The organism is Paraburkholderia kururiensis JCM 10599 = LMG 19447 (assembly GCF_003986935.1).
GTDB lineage: Bacteria > Pseudomonadota > Gammaproteobacteria > Burkholderiales > Burkholderiaceae > Paraburkholderia > Paraburkholderia kururiensis.
Map to the genome: position 1 here is coordinate 187,104 of NZ_RJZE01000008.1, position 22,080 is coordinate 209,183.

Annotated in this window: 7 protein-coding genes; all 7 read left to right on the forward strand. The window is 66.0% G+C overall.

Annotated features, from left to right (window positions below; translation table 11 throughout):
* Window positions 1-170: 170 nt before the first annotated feature.
* Complete coding sequence (locus tag PKKP23_RS11935) at window positions 171-1,007, forward strand: IclR family transcriptional regulator (protein ID WP_126877035.1); 837 nt, start codon at window positions 171-173, stop codon at window positions 1,005-1,007.
* Window positions 1,008-1,269: 262 nt separating this feature from the next.
* Window positions 1,270-1,671: a type II secretion system minor pseudopilin GspI gene (gene gspI, locus PKKP23_RS11940; RefSeq protein ID WP_168724561.1), complete on the forward strand. Its 402-nt coding sequence runs from the start codon at window positions 1,270-1,272 to the stop codon at window positions 1,669-1,671.
* A 10-nt stretch (window positions 1,672-1,681) separates the two neighbouring features.
* Complete coding sequence (locus PKKP23_RS11945) at window positions 1,682-2,371, forward strand: PulJ/GspJ family protein (protein WP_126877037.1); 690 nt, start codon at window positions 1,682-1,684, stop codon at window positions 2,369-2,371.
* A 189-nt stretch (window positions 2,372-2,560) separates the two neighbouring features.
* The gene (locus tag PKKP23_RS11950; RefSeq protein ID WP_126877038.1) at window positions 2,561-4,780 is read left to right on the forward strand and encodes a tetratricopeptide repeat protein; all 2,220 of its coding nucleotides are present in this window, start codon (window positions 2,561-2,563) and stop codon (window positions 4,778-4,780) included.
* Between the two features lie 125 nt (window positions 4,781-4,905).
* Window positions 4,906-7,095 carry a tetratricopeptide repeat protein gene (locus tag PKKP23_RS11955; RefSeq protein WP_161978101.1) on the forward strand — a complete coding sequence of 730 codons (2,190 nt, stop codon included), beginning with the start codon at window positions 4,906-4,908 and terminating at the stop codon, window positions 7,093-7,095.
* 11 nt (window positions 7,096-7,106) lie between these two features.
* Window positions 7,107-9,470, forward strand: coding sequence for a tetratricopeptide repeat protein (locus tag PKKP23_RS11960; protein ID WP_126877040.1), 2,364 nt, complete (start codon window positions 7,107-7,109; stop codon window positions 9,468-9,470).
* 192 nt (window positions 9,471-9,662) lie between these two features.
* A complete protein-coding gene (locus PKKP23_RS11965) occupies window positions 9,663-22,076 on the forward strand; it encodes a filamentous haemagglutinin family protein (RefSeq protein WP_338120148.1) in 12,414 nt (4,137 codons plus the stop codon).
* Window positions 22,077-22,080 lie beyond the last annotated feature (4 nt).

Consider the following 22,080-nt stretch of genomic DNA (forward strand, 5'->3'; position numbering starts at 1 on the left):
AGATTCCGGCCAGTGATCTCCGGGAAACCCCTGGGCACTCGTATGACTGCGCGGATGCACGTCTGTGAATCGATTCTTGGCGAGATGCACCGTTCTCTACCCGCGCCAGCAGGTATTCCGCAGAGTGGAATATCAAGCGCGATGTGGCGGCAACAGAAAGGAAAAATGGAATGCAGGCAGACGAAGCAAAAAGCGCCGGCGTATTGCAGCGCGCATTCGCGGTGATCCGGGCGCTGGGCGAGAGCCAGGCGGAAGGCAGCCGCGTGACCACGCTCGCGAAAGCCGTGGGGCTGACCCAGGCGACGGTCCATCGCCTGCTGCAAGGGCTGATTGCCGAGGGCGTGGTCGAGCAGGACGAAAGCACGAAGCGGTATCGGCTGAGCGTGGACTTCTTCGCCCTCGCGGCGCAGGCGAGCAACCCGAGCAACATGCGTACGCTGTGCCGGCCCGCGTTGCTGCGGCTGTGCGCGAGCCTCGGCGACACCATCTTCCTGCTCGTGCGGAGCAGCTTCGACGCCGTCTGTCTCGACATGTGCGAAGGGCCGTTTCCCATCCGCTCGTTTACCGGAGACATTGGCGGACGTGTGGCGCTGGGCGTGGGCCAGGGCAGCCTCGCGATTCTCGCGTTCCAGCCCGAGGCGGAGCGCGAGGAGATCATCCGCTTCAACGTGCCGCGCCTGCGTGCCTATGGCGTGCTCGACGAGGTGTATCTGCGCACGGAGATCGAACGCGTGCGCAAGCTGGGTTACGCGGGCCGCAATACCGGCGTGCTCGAAGGCATGGCGGGCGTAGCGGTGCCCATCTTCGACCGCAACGGCTGCGCGGTCGCGGCGTTAAGCGTCGGTACGCTGGCCGCGCGTTTGACCGATGACCGGTTGCCGACCGTGGTCGAACTGCTTAAGCGTCAGGCCGAGCAGATCGGCCCGCAAACCAATCCGTTCGACGTGGCGATGCGCCGCCCCATGCATGGCCTCACGCGCGCCCTGACGACGCAGCCGCTGGCGTAGGCGCTCCAGGTCCGGGTCTAAGCTCAGGCCTAAGCCCAGGCTCGGGTCCAGAAACCCTGCACGAAATGGTCCGTAGCATCGGACACGGTTGTGCCACACGTTCTGTTTAAGGTCTCGCCGTCGGGCCGCGCGGGGAGACCTCATGAACGTGCATGCACCGGAACAGGCTGACGCGAAAACGGGCGGCGTCAGTACAGACGGGAAGAAGAAAGCGCCTCGCGTTGCGCACGCCGCGCGCGCGGCGTGCCATGCGTCACGCGTTTTGCAGGGCCCTCTGGCGTGCCATCCGCCGCGCACCGCGGCCACCGGCTTCACCCTGATCGAGGTGCTGATCGCGCTCGCCATCGTGGCTGTGGCGCTGGGCGCCGTGACGCGTGCCATCGGCGCGCTTGCGGCGGACACCGACAGCGCCCGCGGCCACCTGCTCGCGCTCTGGAGTGCCGACAACGCGTTGAGCGCGATCCGCATCGCGGCCGCCTGGCCACCGCCTGGGCGTACCACCTTCGCGTGCCCGCAGGGGCGCTATGCGTTCGTGTGCCGGCAGACCGTGACGACGCTCGGCAGCCCGCTCGTGCGACAGGTGACGGTGAGCGTCTATGCATCGGCCGCGAGCGCGAACGTGCTGGCCGAAGTCGTCACCGTCGTGCAGAACGAGGCGCGCTAGCGCAACGCCGATGAGAACCGCGCGTGCCACGATCGCGACGACTGCGCCGCGTGCCTCAAAACCCCGGCGCCGCGAGCGCGGCTTCACACTGATCGAGATGCTGGTCGCCATCGCGCTGCTCGCCGTGATCGCGCTGCTCTCGTGGCGCGGACTCGATGCGACCATTCGCGGCCGCGACGACATCGCGGCCAATCTCGGCAGCACGCGGCTGCTCGGCCGCTACTTCTCGCAGTTGCAATACGACCTCATGAACCTCGTCACGCCCGACGAAGTGTTCGGCCCGCCGCTGCGCATGCGCCCCGGCGAACTCGTGCTCGTGCGCCACCTGGGCGTGGGCGGCGGCCCGACGTTCGTGCAGGTGGTGCGCTATCAGCTGAAGGGCCGGCAACTGATACGCAGCGCCTCGGCGCCGCTCGCGTCGCTGGCCGCACTGGCCGACGCGCTTCACCACATGGACGACTTCGCGCGTGTCGTGGTGAGCGACGACGCACGGTCGATGAAGCTCGCGGTGTGGGTCGCGCCTGCGGGATGGACGACGAGTCAGGCGGTAGTGGAACAAAGCTACGCGAAGTTTCTTGCGGAACACGGCATCAGCAACGCTACGTCGCGCGGGATGCCGCTGCCGCGCGGCGTGCAGGTGTCCGTCACGCTCGGTTCGCCGCCGCGCGAGTATTTACGGATGATTCCGATCAGCCAGTGAGCGTCGATCATGCGATTTGCATCGAATTCGAGTTGCATCGGGTCATCCTCAAGCTCGACAAAATGGTCCGTAACATTCGTCATACGCCTGTTATCGCTCGTCCATTAGTCTGCCTCTGAAAACGGCCGGCGCGACACGCCAAACGGCCGCTTCGGCGGCAAGGTCGCTTAACACGACGAGGGGGCGAACATGGAGCTCGAACACCCGCATCAAGCAGGGGGTGGCACGTCCGTGGACAATGCGGCCGCTGCCCGGCGCAGCGCGGCGAACCTTGACCGGGCTCGCGACTGGCACGGCAGCGGGCGGCTGGACGATGCGGCGCGCGAGTACGAAGCCGTGCTGGTTCGCGAGCCGGACAACGCCCATGCGTTGCATCTTTACGGCGTCCTCGCGTATCAGCGCGGTGCGGTGGCGAAAGCGGAGTCGCTGATACGCAGATCGATCTCGCTCGGCGCCTCCGCGCGCGCTTTGTCGGATCTCGGTGCAATTCTGGCAAGTGGCGCTCGCACGGACGAAGCGCTCGAGCAGTTCGACGCGGCGTTGCGTATCGATGCGCAAGACGTGCAGGCGCTGGTGCGCAAGGGCAACACGTTACTTGTGGCGCGCCGCTACGAAGCTGCGCTCGAGGCGTTCGACCATGCTTTGGAAATATCGCCGCTCACGCTGGATGCGCTGTGCAACCGGGGCAGTGCGCTACGTGCATTGCAGCGCCATCAGGAAGCGCTCGAAAGTTATGAGCGTGCGCTGACCGTCGAGCCGCGTTCGTTCGAATCGTTCTACAACCTCGGTAACGTGCTGCGCGACTTGCAGCGATACGCGCAGGCGCTGCATCACTATGACCGGGCCCTGGAGATCGCGCCGAACCATCCCGAGATGTTGTCGGTACGGGGCCTCACGCTCGTCGATCTTGGGCGGGTCAAAGAAGCGCTCGCCAGTTTCAACGAAGCTATTGCGACGAGGCCGGACTTCGTGGAAGCGCTGTACAACAGCGCGGTGGCACTGGAGCGGTTGGGGCGTGCGCAGGAGTCGATGCAGCGCTGCGACCGTGTGCTCGCGCTCGATTCGCGCCATTCGAAAGCCTATGCGACGAGGGGCAATGCGCTATTGAGCCTGCAGCGATACGAAGAATCGCTGTCGGACTACGCTCGCGCGCTGGAAATGGAACCCGGTGCAATAGACGTTCTGTGCAATCAGGGCACCGCCTTGCATCGCCTCGAGCGTTACGAAGCGGCCTTGCAGAGCTACGATGCGGTGCTCGCCGCGAATCAGGAATTCGCCGAGGCCTGGTGCAATCGCGGCAACGTGCTGCAGGACATGCACCGCTATGAAGACGCGCTGCAATCCTTTGACCGGGCCATTTCGATCAATCCGCAATACGCCATCGCATGGTTCAACCGGGGCAGCGTGCTTCTTGAGATGCTGCGATTCGACGAGGCGCTGGAGGCGTTCGACCGTGCAATCGCCTGCGATCCGAACTATTTCGATGCCCACTTTGCGCAAGGCTTCATCTATTTGCGCCAGGGCGACTTTGCGCGCGGATGGCCCAAATATGAATGGCGGCTGCGCGACCCGAAGTCCGAACACAACGAGCGCATTTTTTCTCAACCGCGCTGGACCGGCGTAGAGCCGCTGGATGGCCGGACCCTATTGCTTCACGCGGAGCAGGGCTTCGGCGATACGGTGCAGTTTTGCCGCTACGCGCAGCATCTGCGCGACGCAGGCGCACGCGTCGTGCTCGAAGTCCAACCTGCGCTGCGTTCGTTGATGACGTCGCTGCAAGGACCGGCGCAAGTCATCGCACGGGGCGAGCCTCTGCCGGCTTTCGACTATCACTGCCCGTTGCTCAGTCTGCCGTATGCGTTTCAGTCCGATCTGTCGAGCATTCCGCGCAACACGCCGTACCTCGAGGCGGATCACGCCGTGGTCGAAAAGTGGGCGGGCATGCTCGGTCTCAAGCATCGTCCGCGGGTGGGGCTCGCGTGGTCCGGTAATCCGGAACACCGCAACGACCGCAATCGGTCCATCGACTTCGCCACGCTCATGCCGTTGCTGAGGCCCGATATCGACTGGATCAGTCTGCAAAAGGTCGTGCGCGATCGCGATGCTGCCTTGCTGGAAAGCGCACCCGTGCGCACGTTCGACACCGATATTCGCGACTTTTCGGATACGGCCGCGATCATGCAGTTGCTGGATCTCGTCATTTCGGTCGATACCGCCGTCGCGCATCTGGCCGGCGCGCTGAACCGTCCGGTGTGGATTCTCGTCACTCACCTGTCCGAATGGCGCTGGATGAGCGAACGCGACGATAGCCCGTGGTACCCGAGCGCAAGAGTGTTCCGGCAGCCGGCACCGGGCCGCTGGGCCGACGTGATCGGGCAGGTGCAGGCCGCCCTTGCGCGCTGGGTCTAGGGAGCACGCGGCGTGATCGCATCCGGGAAAGAACAATGGGGTCTCACGCGGAAAGTGGGCCGCAGTGCGAGGCGCGTCCGCTGCCCACTTCGAGGCGGGCGAATAAAACATCGGACACACAAGCTATGTTGACAGCGGCCGACAGCGCCTTGCGCCGCGCACGCGCGTTTCACGAACGCGGTGCGCTGCTGGACGCGGAAAAGGGTTATCGCAAGATTCTCGAAAGCGATCCCGACCATGCGGAAGCCCTGCACCTGCTGGGCGTGCTGCATTTTCAGCACGGCAGGATGGAGCAGGCGGACGCGGCCATGCGGCGTTCCATCGAGCGCAGCCCGTCGGCGCTCGCGCTCGCCAATCACGCGTCCGTGTTGATGAGCCTTGGCCGTAACGAAGAAGCGCTGGCTCGCCTCGATGCCGCGCTCGCGCTCAATCCGTCGCATCTGCGCGCGCTGCTTTGGCGTGCTGGTGTGCTGGCCGATCTCGGCCGGCACGCCGAAGCGGTCACGGCGTATGACCGTCTGCTCGAACTCGCGCCAACGCTGGTCGAGGCCCTGTGGCGGCGTGCGGCTGCACTCGGTGCGCTCAAGCGCCACACGGAGGCGCTGGCCTCGTGCGATCGGGCGTTGGCCGTCGACCACCGGTCGTTCGAGGCGCATCGGCAGCGCGCGCAACTGCTGCGCGAAATGGGGCGGCTCGAAGCAGCGCTCGAGCACTACGCTCACGCGCTCGCCGTCAAGCCGGACGCCGCCGAGATGCTGCTCATGCAAGGTCTCACCCTCGCGGATTGCGGCCGGCTCGACGCGGCGCTCGCGAGTTTGAACGAAGCCATTGCGGGACGGCCGGACTTCGTCGACGCGCTGTACAACAGCGCCGTGGTGCTCGAACGGCTTGGCCGATACGAGGACGCACTCGCGCGGAGCAATCGTGCAATCGCGCTGGACGCGGGGCACGCTGGGGCGCTCGCCAACCGGGGCAACGCGCTCTATGGCCTTGGGCGCTACGCCGAAGCGCTGGCGAGCTATGACGCCTCGCTCGACATCGCGCCGCGGTTCGTCGAGGTACTGTGCAATCGCGCCAGAGTGCTGACCCGCCTGCGGCGCGAAAGCGAGGCGCTTGCGAGCTGCGACCGGGCCATCGAGATCAACGATGGCTATGCGCTCGCATGGTTCACGCGCGGGCGCGTTTTGCAGCGGCTGCACCGCTACGACGAGGCCATCGCAAGTTATGACCGTGTGCTCGCCATCAATCCCGCTGATACGCTGGCGCATTTTCAGCGCGGCAATGCGCTGCGTTCGCTCATGCGCCACGACGAGGCGCTGGCCGCCTATGACCGTGTGCTTGCCATCGATCCGGACAACATCGCCACGAACTTCACCAAGGCGTTCGTCTATCTGCAAACGGGCGACTTCGATCAAGGGTGGCCCGCCTACGAATGGCGCTGGCGCGAAGATCAGGTCGGGGCGCACAAGCGGGCATTCGCGCAACCGCTGTGGCTCGGCGGCGAATCCATCGAGGGCAAGACGATTCTGCTGCATGCGGAACAGGGCCTCGGAGACACCATCCAGTTTTGCCGCTACGCGAAGCGCGTCAAGGCGCTGGGCGCGCGCGTGGTGGTCGAAGTGCAGGTGCCGCTCAAGCCGCTGATGGAGGGCATCGAGGGTGTCGATGCGGTCGTCGGATACGGCGAGCCTCTGCCTCCATTCGACGTTCACTGTCCGTTACTGAGTTTGCCGCTCGTGTTCCGCACCGACCTGGCTTCGATCCCGGCCGACGTGCCGTACCTGCGCGCGCGGCCCGCGCACGTCGAGAAATGGCGGGCTCGCCTGGGCGACATTAGGCGCCCGCGCATCGGCATCGCGTGGTCCGGTAATCCGAGCCATCTGGACGATCACAACCGTTCCATTGCGCTGGAGGAACTGCTGCCCTTGCTGACCGACGAGGTGCAGTGGGTCAGTATCCAGAAGGTGGTACGCGACGAGGATCTACCGGTTCTGGAAGCGTCGCCCATCGTCCATTTCGGCGACGAACTCGGTTCGTTTGCCGACACGGCGGGGCTCGTACAGTGCCTCGACTGCGTCGTGACCGTCGATACGTCGGTTGGTCACCTGGCGGGTGCGCTCGGCAAGCCGTTGTGGCTCATGTTGCCGTACCTGCCCGACTGGCGCTGGCTGCTCGGACGCGAGGACAACCCGTGGTATCCCACCGCGCGGCTCTTCCGGCAGTCGCGTGCAGGGGAGTGGGGCGACGTGTTCGAGCGCGTGAGGCTGGCATTGCGCGCAGTCGCCAGCGCGGACTTCGTCGCGCAGCCCATGTGAGCGAGCGAACCATGGAGCGCAAGAGGGAACGCGGCGGCCGCACGGCGCAATCTCACGACGATCCGACGGGCGGCCGTGCTGCGCTCATGAGCGCGGCGGTGCAGAGCGCGCTGCAAAACGCCCGCGCGCTGCACGACAAAGGACAGATTGCGCAGGCGCAGGAACTGTATCGCGGCGTGCTCGCGATCGACCCGGACCATGCGGAGGCCTTGCTGCTGTTCGGTGCGGCCTGCGATCAGTGCGGCGACCTGATTCAGGCCGAACGTGCAATGGCTCGCGCGCTGCGCCGCGAACGCCGCTATGCGTGGGCGTTTGCCCATTACGGTCTGGTGCTCGTCAAGCTGGGTCGCCATGAGGCGGCGCTCGCGCCGTTGGAGGAAGCGTTGCGGCTGGACAGTCGGTACGCACCGGCGCACGTCGGCTACGGCAATGCGCTGCTCGGGCTGGAACGCCATGCGCAGGCACAAAAGGCCTATGAGCAGGCACTGGCGCTTTCGCCGGGGCTCGCGGAGGCATGGAGCAACCGCGGTAACGCGCTGCGTGCGCTCGGCCGCGCCGCCGACGCGCTCATCAGTTTCGACCGGGCACTGGCGATTGTTCCGCACAACTTCGCGACGCACACCAATCGAGGCCATGCGCTGCGCGACCTTGGGCGCCACGAGGAAGCCTTGCGCAGTTACCGGCTTGCCCTCGTCATCCGCCCGCGCGTCCCCGAGTTGCTATCGCAGTGCGGCACGATGCTTCTGGCGCTCGGCCGCGATGAAGAAGCCCTGGTCTCTTTCGACGAGGCGCTCGCAGCGAAGCCGGACGACGTCGACACGCTCTACAGAAGCTGCATCGCGCTCGATCTGCGGCACCGCTACGAGGAACTGCTCAAGCGGTGCGATCGCATCCTGTCGCTTGCGCCGGACCATGCGGGCGCGCGGCTCGGCCGCGCCAACGCGCTGGCGGGGCTGCATCGCCATACGGAGGCGGCAGAGGCTTACTCGCGGGCGCTCGCAGGCAACGCCGACGTGTTGACCGCGCTCAGCAATCAGGGCGTTGCGCTGCGTATGCTCGAACGTTACGCGCAGGCGCTGGAAAACTACGACGGGGCGCTCGAACGGATAGGGCCGAATGCGCAACTGCTGATTAGCCGCGGGTACACGCTTCAGTTGCTGGGCCGCTACGACGACGCGCTCGCCAGCTTTGCGGCAGCGGCGCAGGTGCCGCCAACCGACGCCGCCGGCTGGGCGTTGCGGGGCAGCGCGTTGCAACAGTTGCTGCGGTTTGACGAGGCCATCGACTGCTACGCGCGGATGCACGCACTGGAGCCCGACAAAGGCCACGCGCATCACGAAGAGGCCTATTGCCGCCTGTTGACCGGCGATTTCGCTGAAGGCTGGAAAAAATACGAGTACCGATGGGTGGACCCGGACGCGGCCCGATCGCGCCGTCATGCGAGCCGGCCGTTCTGGTCCGGGCGAGAGCCCATTGCGGGCAAGACGGTGCTGCTGCATTCGGAGCAGGGCTACGGCGACACGATCCAGTTTTGCCGGTACGCGAGTCTCGTGCAGGCGCGCGGCGCCGCGGTCGTGATGGAGGTGCCGCCGGCGTTGAAGACGCTGCTGTCGTCTCTTCAGGGCATTCGTCATCTGATCGCCATCGGCGAGCCGCTGCCGGCGTTCGACGTGCAATGTCCGCTGCTGACGTTGCCGCTCGCTTTCGACACCCGCCTCGAAACCATTCCGGCAGACGTGCCCTATTTGCACGCGGACGTTGCGCGAACGCACGCGTGGAGAAAACGGCTCGACGCGCGTGCGCCGCGCGGGCGCCTGAAAGTGGGGCTCGCCTGGTCGGGCAATGCCACGCACAGCAACGACATGAACCGCTCGATTGCGCTGGAGAAGCTCGCGCCGCTGCTTTCGCACACGGCGACGTTCGTGAGCCTGCAGCCGCAGGTCCGCGAGCGCGATGCCGTTGCGTTTGCCGAAAGCGGCATGCTCGATTTCGGCCCCGACCTCGAGGACTTCGCGGACACGGCGGCGCTCGTCGCATGTCTCGACCTCGTCATTTCCGTGGACACCTCCGTTGTGCATCTTGCCGGCGCGCTCGGCAGGCCGGTGTGGGTGTTGCTGCCGCGTGTTCCTGACTGGCGATGGCTGCTGAACCGCGAAGACAGTCCGTGGTATCCCACGGCGCGGCTTTTTCGCCAGGACAAGCCGGGCGACTGGCCGACAGTGGTCGGGCAGGTCGCGCAGGCACTGGAGCGTCACGTGAAGGAGCGGGACGCCGCGACGGCCGGCCGTCTCGAAAACGGCAGCGCGTGGCCGTCCGGAAGCGGGGAACCGCCGGAAAAGGTCCGTACCTTTCTGGACGGCGCGAATGGTGCGTAACACCGGAAATACCGCCGCCACACCAGACCCTTAACGTCTCGACGTTTACCGGTTCAGAGGGTTATCCGGATTGCATCTTCGATGCAACGCGCTGGCCCGTACCGGATCTGATCGCTCATTTTTGTGTTCGGGGCAGACGAAATGGCAGCACGTGCGCACACACGACAACAACTTCTCCACCCACCCGTCGCATTGCGATCGAAGCTCAGGCCGCTCTGTCACGCTATTGCGCTGACGCTTGCCGCGGGCGTGACCGCGCACGCCGGTGCGGCCGGCATCGTGAACCTCGGGCAGGCAACGCGTACGGCGGCAGGGGGAGCGGGCGGCGGAGGAGGTGCGGGCATCGCCAACCTCGGCGTGTCGCCGCAACAGGCGCTTCAGGCGAGCCAGCCCTCGATTCTCAATCTCGGGCATGCCGCGCAGGCCATCGCTTCGCAGATTGCGGCCCAGCAGAGCGCGGCGGCTGCGGCGGCGGCCACTGCGTCAAATGTGCCCAACGGCCTCGTCGCCGGCGGCTTGCAGGTGGCGCCCGGCGTAAGCCAGACCGATACCACCAACGCGCAGCTCTGGTACAACGCCAACCTTCCGACGCAGAGCGTGGACGGCAGCGGGCACGTGACGGTCGATATCAAGCAGACCGGCCAGAATGCCGTGCTGACCTGGCAGACGATGAACGTGGGCAGGCAGACGACGCTCAATTTCGACCAGTCGACGGGCACGCAGACGAACGGTGCCAACAATTGGGCCGTACTGAACCGGATCGACGACCCGACCGGTCGCCCGAGCCAGATTCTCGGCAACATCACCGCGCAGGGCTCGGTGTATGTCATCAACCGCAACGGCGTGCTGTTCGGCGCGGGGTCGCAGGTCAACGTGCATTCGCTCGTGGCCTCGTCGCTGGACTTGCTCAACACGGACAACCACCTGCTGCAAACGCCGGCCGACGTGGCCGCGAGCAACCGGTTGTTCCTCGGCATGATCGCGGGAACAGCGGGCGGTCTGGCCAATCCCGAGACGAACAACTCGACGACCCCGCCGAACCCTGACGTGCCGAACGAGATACTCGGGCTCGGCAACCAGGCCACGGTCAGCGCCTCCAACCCTTATTCCTTGCCGGGTAGCGTGACCATCGAGCCCGGTGCGTCGATCACGACGCACACGAACGGCACGGCGAGCGACGGCGGCTTCGTGTTGATCGCGGCGCCGAACGTGAACAACGGCGGAAGCATCACGGCGACGGCGGGTCAGGTCGTGCTGGCGGCCGGCGTGGGCGTGAGCCTGCGCCCGAACGCGGTGAATCCGCAGGTGTTGCAGCCGGAATTGAGCGGCAAGCTGGTGACGGCCGGCGGTGCGGACGTCACGCCGGCCGGCACGCTCACGAATTCCGGCCTGATCCAGGCGGCGCGCGGCAACGTCGATCTGCTCGGCAGCAGCGTGGCCCAAAACGGCGTAGTGGGCGTGACGACGAGCGTGAACTCGCCGGGCACCATCACGATTTCCACCGTCGACGAATACAGCTCGAACAGCCCCCTAGGTCAGTCGTTCACCACCAACGGGAAACCCGTCACGTTCAGCGCGAATGGCGGCGCCGGCGACACGCATCGTGCGGGCCTGCTGACCTTCGGGCCGGATTCCGTGACGACCGTGCTGACCGACAAGGACGGCCAGACCGTCACGTCGTCGCCGGGCACGACGTTCACTGCCGGCAACATCACGATGACGGCGGGCTCTGTCTGGTTCCAGGGCGGCTCGCTCATCGAAGCGCCGGGCTCGACGGTATCGGTGGCCGCGCTCACGCCGAAGGCCGCACTGAACGCCACGCCGCCGGGCGATACGGCGGTGCCGGGGCGCATTTATCTCGATAACGGCGCGACCATCGACGTCTCCGGTCTCGCAAACGTCGAGTTGCCGATCAGCGCCACGCTCGTCACGGTCCCGCGCGTCGGCCTGAACGAACTGGCCGATTCGCCGCTCTTGCGCAACAGCATCCTGTTCGGCATGCAGAACGTTGTCGTGGACAGCACGCTGTCCGGCACGCGCAGCGACGGCGTGCAATGGGTCGGCAGTCCGATCCTGAACCTGTCGGGATACGTCAGCCTGATTCCGCGCACGGTCGACCAGCTGCTCACGAACGGCGGCACCATCATGCTCTCGGGCAACGAGGTAATGACGGCGGCCGGTTCGTCGATGAACCTGAACGGCGGCTACGTCCACTACCTCGGCGGGCGCGTGAACACCACGTTGCTCGAGGACGCGAGCGGCGCCATTGTGCCGATCGGCCAGGCGAGCCCTTACGATACGTTCGTGGGCGTGGCGGGCGCATTCACCGAAAGCCATCCGCGCTGGCAGGTGACGAAGACCTGGTATAACCCGCTGCAGACGGGCGGGCTGATCGAACCGGACTTCATCGTGGGCGGCAATGCCGGGACGCTGGACCTCTACGCGACCCAGTCGCTCGTGCTCGACGGTGCCATCAGCGCCCAGGCATTTGCGGGCTCCAAACAGGTGCAGGGCAACAGTCAGCCGACCGGCGGCACGTTCAATCTGGGCAGCGACCCGGCGGCGAGTTCCACGTTCTCCGCGGCGGGCAATCTCGCAGGGCTGACGCTGGGGGCCAGCACGTCCACTACCGGTGAATCGGGCCTCGTGATCCTGCAGGACACCGCGCCGCAACTCGATACGTTGTCGTCCGCGTTCTCCATCGACACGCCGCTCGACGCCACGGCACTCGGCGGGCTTTCCGCCACCGACCCCGACAACGTGCTGGCCACGAGAGTCGTGCCGGTGAGCACGCTGAACGCCGGCGGGTTCGCGACGCTCAACGTCACGGAAGACAAGACGGCGGGCTCGGGATTCGTGGTGACGGCGGGCACGCAACTGAACCTGCAGCCCGGCGGCAGCGTGAAATTCAGCGGTACGAGCAACGGCAGTACCGTGGTGGCGGGCAGCATCACGGTGCCCGCCGGCACGATTTCGATTTCGAACGGCGGCAACATCACGGTAGGGCCGAATGCGGTTCTCAGCACGGCCGGGCAGTGGGTCAACAACGACGTGCAGACGGCGGCGGGCACCACGCCGGGCGATAGCCAGTTCATCAACGGGGGCACTGTCTCCCTCTCGGCCATGGGCAGCATCGACTTGCAGCCCGGCAGCGTGATCGACGTCTCGAGCGGCGGCGAACTGCAGGCCAACGGCCAATTGCTGATGAGCAACGGCGTGCCGGTCGGCAAGGGCGGCAGCGTTTCGCTGTTGACGTATGTCGCGCAGCCCGGTTTTCCGGCGCAGTTGCCCACGGACGACCGCCTCACGATGGACGGCAGCATCCGCAGCTTCGGCTTTGCCGGCGGCGGGACGTTGACGCTGCAGGCGCCGGGCTTCCAGATCGGCGGCGATCCGGCATCGGCGCCGGCATGGTCTGTCGTCTTGCCGACCGACTTCTTCGCGCAGCAAGGTTTCGGCAGTTACGTGCTGAACGCGATGTTCGACGCCGGCGTGGCGCAAGGCGCGACGGTCAACGTCACGCAGCAGAACCTGATTCCCGACGTTCCGGCACTACAGCGAACGGCCAGCGGCGCCGATCTCTCGTCGGGCGGTCTCACGACAGTCGGAACGCTCGATGCCTATCACCGTCAGCCGACGAACTTCGTCATGACAGGCGGCGGCTATCTGGCCTGGCAAGGCAACAGTAGCTTGGGCACCACGCAGGCCGTGCCGAACTATCCCGGCGTGACCGGCGGCGTCAGCGTCGGGCAGGGGGCGTCGATAGTCGGCGATGCCGGCGCCAGCATCGGGCTGGGTTCGCCCGCGCAGGTGACGGTGCTCGGTTCGATCGTCGCGCCAGGCGGCGCCATCACGTTGAGCGCGGATACCGCCCTGACGTCGTCGTATACGTTGCCGGGCCAGTACACCGGCAGCGGCGGCTTCACGAGCCCCGGCAAGTCCGTGTGGCTCGGGCCGGACGCGGTGCTGGACGTATCGGGCGTGGCGTTGACCAACCCGCTTGCTGCGCCGGTCAAGAGCGGGCTCACGACGATCACGCCGCACACGGGCAAGGTGTTGCCCGGCGGCTCGGTGACCATCGCAGACGATTCCGGCTATGTCGTGGCGCAGGCGGGCTCGCTCGTCAACGTGTCGGGTGCCGCGACGAACTTCGATCAGGCGCAGCCGGGCGGCGGGTATGCCTCGCAACCGGTCTGGAGCGACGCAGGCTCCATCACGCTGGCCGCATCGAGCGGTCTCTATTTCGACGGCACCTTCAAGGCGCAGCCCGGCGCCAGTCAGGCCGAGGGCGGCACACTGTCGATCGTGCCGGAAGTGAATGCTGCTCTGGGTTCGGTGGAGGTGGGCGGTGCCAGTGTTGCGCTGCCGGGCGCGACGGCCCTGGTCGTCCAGCAGAGCGGCACGCTGGTGCCGGCCGGCCTCGCGCCGGGGCAGGCTTTCACGCAGCCGTTGAACGGCGTGCTGGAGTTTTCCGCCGATCGCCTCACGGGCTCCGGTATCTCCACACTCGTGCTCGGAAGCAGCACTGCGCAGTTGGCGGTGCCGATCGTGTTCACCGGCCCGGTCGACCTGAACCTCGGCAAAGCGGTCATCGTCAACGCGGGACAACTGGTGGCGCTCGGCAGCCAACAGGTACAGACGCTGCTGGGCACCGCCGCGCCTGCGCCGTCCAGAGGCAACCTTCACCCCACCAACACCGTTCTTTCAAGCTTGCTGCCCGACGGTATATCGACCACCTCGACCGGGACGGCGGTGACGATCGAGGCGCCTTACGTGGCGCTCGTGGGGCCGTTCATCGGGGCCAGCTGGAGTAACGCGGTTCTCGCTCCGACCGTCAAACCGCTGGCGGACGGTACGCTGAACGTCAACGCGTCGTTCATCGACCTGGAAAACCAGGTGCAGCTCAACAATTTCGCGCAGGCGACGTTCACGAGCCACGGCGATATCCGGCTGGGTTCGACCAACGGCGGGATCACCCAGGGGCAAGGCTTGCTGGCGGGCGAGCTGTTCACGCCGGGCAATCTGACGTTCCGGGCCGCGGACGTGTATCCCGCCACGGGCACACCCTTCATTCTCGACGCGACGGGACCGACCGTGGGCGGGCGTCCCACGCCCACGACCATCGCGTTCCAGTCCAACGGCGCCTCGGACACGCCCTTGTCGGCAGGCGGCACGCTGCTCGTGGACGCGACGAACATCGTGCAGGGCGGCACCGTGCGGGCGCCTTCGGGCACGATCGTGTTCGGCGTAGGCGACGCCACGGCGGCGGCAACGAAGAGCCAGTTCAACAACCTGCCGATCGTTGCGACCGATTCAGTGACGTTCGCAGGCGGCAGCGTGACATCGGTGTCGAACGGCGGTGCGGTCATTCCCTACGGCACGACCGTGGACGGTGTGGAGTGGCAATTCAATCCGACGGCAGGCACCACGTTGGCGGATCTGACTGCGCCGCCGCAGAAGTTCATCGGCGCGAACGGTAGCAGCGTGGCGCTCAACCCGGGCGCGACGATCGACCTCTCGGGCGGCGGCAATCTGCAGGCCGAAGAATGGGTGCCGGGCACCGGCGGCACGCGCGACGTGCTCTCGCAGTACAACGTCAGCTATGCGAACGGCGCCACGGGCACGGCCGTGCCGGTCAACGTGGGCGCCACGAACGTGTACGCCATCGTGCCCGGTACGCAGTCGCCCGTGGCCGCGTACGACCCGGTGTTCGCGCAGACCGTGCAGCCGTTCACGAGTGCGAAGGGGACGGTGGGCAGCACGACCAGCACGCTCGGCATCGGGCAGGCCGGCATGAACGGCTCTGTGGGGCAGGCGGTGTATTTGTCGGGCGTGCCGGGCCTGGCGGCCGGCTACTACACGCTGCTGCCCGGCAAGTACGCGACGCTGCCCGGCGCGTATCGGATCACGGTGTCGGCAAACGCAGGCAACATCGCGCCGGGATCGAGCAAGGTCTTGCCGGACGGCACGGTCGTGACCGCGGGCTATTTCGCCGACGCGTTGACCGGCAGCCGCAGCGCGACGCCGACCGTATTCGACGTGCAGTCGGGCTCCGTCTGGCAGCAGTATTCGCAGTACACGCTGACGGGGGCCAACAGCTTCTTCCCGGCGCTCGCAGCCACCAAGGGGAACGTGACGCCGCCGCTTCCCGTGGACGGCGGTCAACTGGTGCTGGCCGCAACGAAGGCGCTCACGCTCGGCGCGACGCTCAATACCGCGGCGGGCGACGGCGGCGCACCGGCCGAAATCGACATCGCCTCGCAGGACATCCAGATCACCGGGAACGGCGGCGCGGCGCTGCCGGGCTATTTGCAGATCGGCGCCGACGCGCTCGATTCCCTCAACGCCGGCAGTCTGCTGATAGGCGGCACGCGCACCGCGACGACGAGTGGCGTGACGATCAATCCGATCGCCAATAGCGTGGTGCTCTCCAACAACACCGGCAACGCATTGAGCGGGCCGGAGATCCTGCTCGTGACGAAGACCGGATCGGCCACCACCGATCCCGACGCGGTCAACGGATTGCAGATCGATGCGGGCGCTGCCATCTCGGCCACCGGCAACTACCCCGCGGCAAAGGACCAGCCCATCACGATTGCGGGCGACGGTGCGCTGCTGCGCGTATCGAACGGGGCCATGACCACCGTGAACCGCACGGGCGCCACGGGTACGGGCTTGCTGACGGTGGGCGCGGGCGCGACGCTGACCGGCGGGCAGGCACTGACCTTGGATTCGTCGGGCGACCTGAAGGTGGACCCGGCCGCGGTGCTGTCGGCACGTGCCATCACGGTCGACGGTTCGGCCATCACGTTCACGAACGACAGCAGTGCTGCCGCGGCGAGCCTGCCGGGTTTCGTGCTGAATCCGGCCGGCGTGGCGCAACTGGCGAATGCGCAGCAGGTGATTCTGCGCAGCGCGGGTGCCATCAATTTCGTGGGCGACGTGAACGCCACGTTCGGCAACAGCGTCGACCTGAGCGCCGGGAATTTCCTCAATAGCGGCGGCAACGTCACGCTCAACGCGCAGCAGATCGCATTCACGAACGAGACCGGTGCACCCCAAGGCACGGCGGCCACGGGTAGCGGCACGCTCACCGTGAACGCGAAGGAAATCGACTTCGGCGCGGGCAACAAGACGGCGAGCGGCTTCGGGTCGGTATCGATGACCGCGACGGGCGGCATCGTGGGCCAGAACTCGGGCACGTTCGATTTCGGCGCGCTGCCGGTCACGCTCAACGCACCGGTCTTCCTGGCCGATACCGGTTCGGCGTCCACCCTCAAGACGAGCGGCGGGCTGACGCTGAACAGCGCGGCCGGCACCGCGTTGAACCGCACGTCGCTGGGCGGGGCGTGGAGCTTCATTGGCGGCACGGTCAACGACAACGGCGCCACGATTGCGGCGCCGGCCGGCAATGTCGGCATGGAGGCCACGTCGGGCGATCTGACCATCGGCAGCGGCGCGACCATCCGCTCGGCTGGCGTCGCCATGCCGTTCTTCGACGTGACGGAGTACGCGCCGGCGGGTGCCATCACGCTCACGTCGGATACCGGCACGATCTACGTGCAACCGGGCGCCACGCTCGACTTCTCGGCGCCGGCCGGCGGCGGGGCGGCCGGCAGCCTCTCGTTGTCCGCGCCGCAGCAGGTGGTGAACCTGAACGGCACCTTGAAAGGCAGTGCCGCGGCCGGTTTTGCGGGCGGCTCCTTTTCGCTCGATACGGGCGGTGCGGCAAACCTCGACAGCCTCGCCACCACGCTCGCATCGAGCGGCGTGAACCAGTCGATCGCGATCCGCACGAAGTCGGGCAACCTCACGCTTTCGCAGGGCAACGCGCTGACAGCCCAGACCGTATCGCTGACGGCCGATGGCGGCTCGGGTGGCCTGGACGCCAACAACGGCAACGTCGCGATTCTCGGCACGATCAACGCCTCGGGTACCGCAGGCGGTGAAATCGACCTGTACGGCAAGGGCAACGTGGACATCGAGGGCTCGCTGCTTGCGCGAGGTTCCAGTGCGACGCAACGCGGCGGCACGGTGAAGGTCGGCGTGGCCGGCGTGCCGGATACGGCCAATGGCGTGGTGCAGGCCGATCCGAGCTATGGCTACGAGCTGATGTCGAAAACGGCGTCGGGCAAGATCACGGTCGGCTCGAATGCGCTGATCGACGTTTCGGGCGGAACGGCCGGCGGGCTGTCGGGCGGCACCGTGAGCTTCCGTGCGCCCGTGCTCGACGATGGCAGCGTGAACGTGACCATCGCGCCGGGGCAAAACGGTTCCACGATTGTCGGCGCACGTGCGGTCACTCTCGAGGGTTACGCGGTATGGAGCACGACCGACCCCTCGACGGGCGCCCAACACTTCGACGGCATCATCGACCCGGCGGGCTGGTACGACAGCCAGGGCAACCTGGTGTCAGGCACGTTCACGGACAAGAGCGGCAATACCGTGCTGGCGTACACGGCGGGCAGCATGACGGCGGATCAACTGACGCCGTATCTGACCAACGACTTTTTCACGCCTGGCAGCGGCGCCGTAAATACGAACCACGAAACGTTCTACGGCTATAACAACGGCAGTTCGGGCAACGGCGCCGGCACGTTGATGAACTTCGTCAACAACGGGCTGACCAGCGTGGCGAATCAGTTCGCCGGCACAGACGTGGCGAACTTCCACGTGGTGCCCGGCATCGAGCTAGACAACCCGAGCGCCGCGATCAATGGCGGCAACATCTCGGTACTGACGAACTGGAACCTCGGCGCGGGCACGTCGCAAACGAATCTGGCGTACCGCTTTCAGGGCCAGGCGCCCGTCATTACGCTTCGTGCCGAAAACAACGTGAAGGTCAAAGCGAGTTTGACCGACGGGTTTTTCCAGATTGCGAATCCGCTGGGCGGCGGCGGGTCGATTCCTGTGCCGCCGTTGTCGACGTTGACTGAGGCGCTCAGTGTCTACAACACTCCGCAGGGCGCCTATGGTTATACGCTCTCGTATTACGGTGCCAATGGAAGTGGGCCCAATCGCAATCTGGTTTCTGCTCCTGGGCAACCCACAGGAGGTACGACTGAACAAATTGAAGAGTATTACGCGCTCTATACCGCGTATGCGAATTATCTCGATCAAGTCGATACGAACCTTGACTCATTGGTAACCGCTATCAAACCAAATTCGAGCCATATCGGCGTGATTAGCGTTTTGGTTCCCCAGCCCTTTCTGCCAGGCCAGCCCATTGCGCCTTCCGCGCCGTCCGCTAGCGATCAGGCTAGCAATGCCGGGCTTTACCTCATTTATCTGAATCAATACCAGACCTATCTCACTCAGGTTGTCCAGTTTTGGCACGACCATTTATCAACGCCTACTGTCACGCCGCTTGTTCCGCCCGCCGTTCAACCGGATGCGGTGATCCAGACGTCCACCGTCAGTCCGCCGGCGGTGACCGACAACACGCCGTCGCCCACGGCGACAGCCAGCAACCCGTTGCCGCTCGCGGCCGCCTCGCTCGTCGGCGGAGCCAGTACGTCGTTTCGCGTGGTGTCGGGGGCCGACCAGGGAAGCGCTGACCCGCTCGCCGTACAGGCCGCATCGGTGTTCCGCAACGCGAGCGGCAGCGGCAACGTGACGCTCGACGGACACACCGCTTACGTGGATACCAACGGTGTCGCCTTGCTGGCGCCCACCATGGTCCGGACGGGCACGGGGGCCATCGATATCGCGGCGGGAAACAGCTTTGTGCTGCAGGATGCCACCGCGCCCGGCGTCGTCTACACAGCAGGCGCACCGACCACTGCCGCGGGCGCGCCGACGGCGGGCAGCACGGCAAGCATTGTGAAAGGGAATACGTCCAACGGCATTCCCGATACGCTGGTGAGCCCGAGCGTCAATCCCGACTCCGCGGGCGATATCACCATTCACGCCCAGGGCGACATCACGGGTATCGAAAACGTCATCGACCAGGATGGCACGATATCGGGCCGCGTGGGGCAGAACATCAGCCAGTTCTGGTCGCCCTGGATGGAAACCGGCAATCCCGCCGGTCAAACATCGATCAACTTCGGTGCGTTCGATCAGGGCGTGATGAGTGTGGGCGGCAACGTCTCGGTCAGCGCGGGCGGAAACATCACGGACCTCGCGGTCTCGCTGCCCACCACGTGGTTTCTCACCCATGACGGCGCGGGCAACCCCGCCGTCAATACGGTGGGCGGCGGCAATCTGTTCGTTCATGCTGGCGGGAACATTCTCAGCGGGGACTACTTCGTTGCGAAGGGAACCGGTGCGATCACCGCGGGCGGCGGTATGGGTGCCGACGGTGTGAACTACACGACGTATAGCGTGAACAAAGCGGCCGTCGGATTAGACCCCATCGTTTCGTTCGGACCGGTCGGCACACTGCTGGCGGTGCAGGACGGCATCCTGAATGTCAGTGCGCGCCAAGGCGCGAATATCGGCGGCGTGCTGAATCCGTCATATGGCACGAGTAGCGGCGATCAGCAGGCCTACTCGTCCACGTCCGCCGTCAACGTCCAGTCCGTGACAGGCGACGTCGATTTCGGAACGTTGGCGCCTGCACCGAGCGACAAGAGCCTCACGCTTATCCCGGCGATCAGCACCTTGCCCGCCAGCCTGAACCTCACCGCGTTCACGGGCGGTATCGCGCTCGATTCCGCCGGCACGCTTTACCCCTCGGCAACGGGTCAATTGAACCTCGTCGCCAATCAGACGATCAGCTTCTCCAACGTAGCGGGTGGCGGCACGACTTTCGGCCTGTCGGATGCCGATCCATCGTCCATGCCGTCGCCCGTCAATCCCACGGCTACGCCCGACCTTCACGCGTCGAGCGCACTGCATGCCGGCGATTCGACGCCCGCACGCATCTACAGCCTGAACGGCAGCATCGTGAACGGCATCCTCGGCTCGACGGGGTTTTACGGCAACCAGGTGACGGTGACGATCGACAAGCCGGCCCTGATCCAGGCTGGGCAGGACATCGTAGACCTCGCGTTTCAAGGGCAAAACCTGCGCGCGGCGGACGTGACCCGCATTGTTGCCGGGCGCGACATCTACGACACGCCGCTGCTTGCCAGTTCGACGGCTCTGGTTCCTGCCTTGCTGCTGGGCGGTCCCGGTACGTTCGACGTCGAAGCCGGACGCAACATCGGGCCGCTGACGAATCAGCAGCAGGCCTTCGTTGCCAGCGGACGGAACGACGGATTTATCGCGCCGCCAACCGGCATCGAGGCGGTGGGCAATGCGTTGAATCCGAATTTGCCGCACGAAAGCGCCAACATTCAGGTGTTGTTTGGCGTAGGGCCGGGCGTCGACAGCGCCGGGTTCATCTCCGCCTATATCGATCCTTCGAAGACAGTGCCCGGCGTTCCCTCGACCACGCCGGCGCTGATCGCCTTCATGGAGCAATACGATGCGGGGCTCGCCGTGGACACGGGGCGCGCCCAGGACAAGGACGCCGCGAAGAAGGCCGTGGGCACGCTCACCGCCGCGCAGGCGTGGCAGCAGTTCCAGGAGCTGCCGCCCTACGTGCAGCAGCTCTTTGCCGAGCAGGTATTGTTCAGCGTGCTGACCGACGTGGGGCAGGACTACAACAATCAGGCGAGCCCCTACTACCGGCAGTACGCGCGCGGCTACCAGGCCATCAATACGCTGTTCCCGTCGTCTTTGGGCTATACGGCGAACAATCTCGGCGGCGGCAGCAACGGCGCGAACAAGCTTGTCAGTACCGGTAATCTTGATATCCGCAGCACGACCATCCAGACGCAGCAGGGCGGCACGATCTCGATTCTCGGGCCGGGCGGCCAGGCGCTGGTGGGCAGTACGTCGGCCCCGCCCGCCATCGTCAACGGCAACGGCCAGGTGGTGGCAGGGCCTGGCACGCAGGGCATCCTGACGCTCGAGCAAGGCGATATCGACATCTTCACGGACCAGAGCGTGCTGCTGGCGCAAAGCCGGATCTTCACCGAGCAGGGCGGGGCGATGACCATCTGGAGTTCGAACGGCGACATCAACGCCGGCAAGGGCTCGAAGTCGGTGGCCGATACGCCTGCGCCGAACTACGTGTGCGACGTGAACCACTACTGCACGGTGGACGCACGCGGCGAGGTGAGCGGTGCAGGCATCGCGACGCTGCAGACCATTGCGGGCGCGCCGGCCAGCGACGCGACCCTGATCGCGCCGCGCGGCACAGTGGACGCAGGCGACGCCGGTATTCGCGTGTCGGGCAATCTCAACGTCGCGGCGCTGCACGTGGCGAATGCCGACAACATTCAGGTTCAGGGGCAGTCCGCCGGAATTCCCGTGGCTCAGACGGTGAACACCGGCGCACTGACGGCGGCGAGTTCCGCTGGGTCCGCCGCTAGCCAGATGGCCCAGGACATCGTGAAGAACAATGCCACTGGTGTCGGTCAGCGGCGCTGGAGCATCTCCGTGCAGGTGGAAGGGTTCGGCGATGCCGGCGACGGCGACCCAAGGAAGCGCAAGTCCGCACAGGTGGGCTATGACCCCGCCAACGCCGTTTCCGTCATCGGATTCGGCGGGGTGGGTCAGGCGCAGAAGGCGGCTTTGAGCAAGGAAGAGCAGGAACGGTTAGGGAAGATTTGAGTCG

Bases quoted from the DNA above. Each gene is read 5' to 3' on its own strand.
- PKKP23_RS11950 (WP_126877038.1), top strand. From the start codon at position 2,561: ATGGAGCTCGAACACCCGCATCAAGCAGGGGGTGGCACGTCCGTGGAC.
- PKKP23_RS11955 (WP_161978101.1), top strand. From the start codon at position 4,906: ATGTTGACAGCGGCCGACAGCGCCTTGCGCCGCGCACGCGCGTTTCAC.
- PKKP23_RS11945 (WP_126877037.1), top strand. From the start codon at position 1,682: ATGAGAACCGCGCGTGCCACGATCGCGACGACTGCGCCGCGTGCCTCA.
- PKKP23_RS11960 (WP_126877040.1), top strand. From the start codon at position 7,107: ATGGAGCGCAAGAGGGAACGCGGCGGCCGCACGGCGCAATCTCACGAC.
- PKKP23_RS11935 (WP_126877035.1), top strand. From the start codon at position 171: ATGCAGGCAGACGAAGCAAAAAGCGCCGGCGTATTGCAGCGCGCATTC.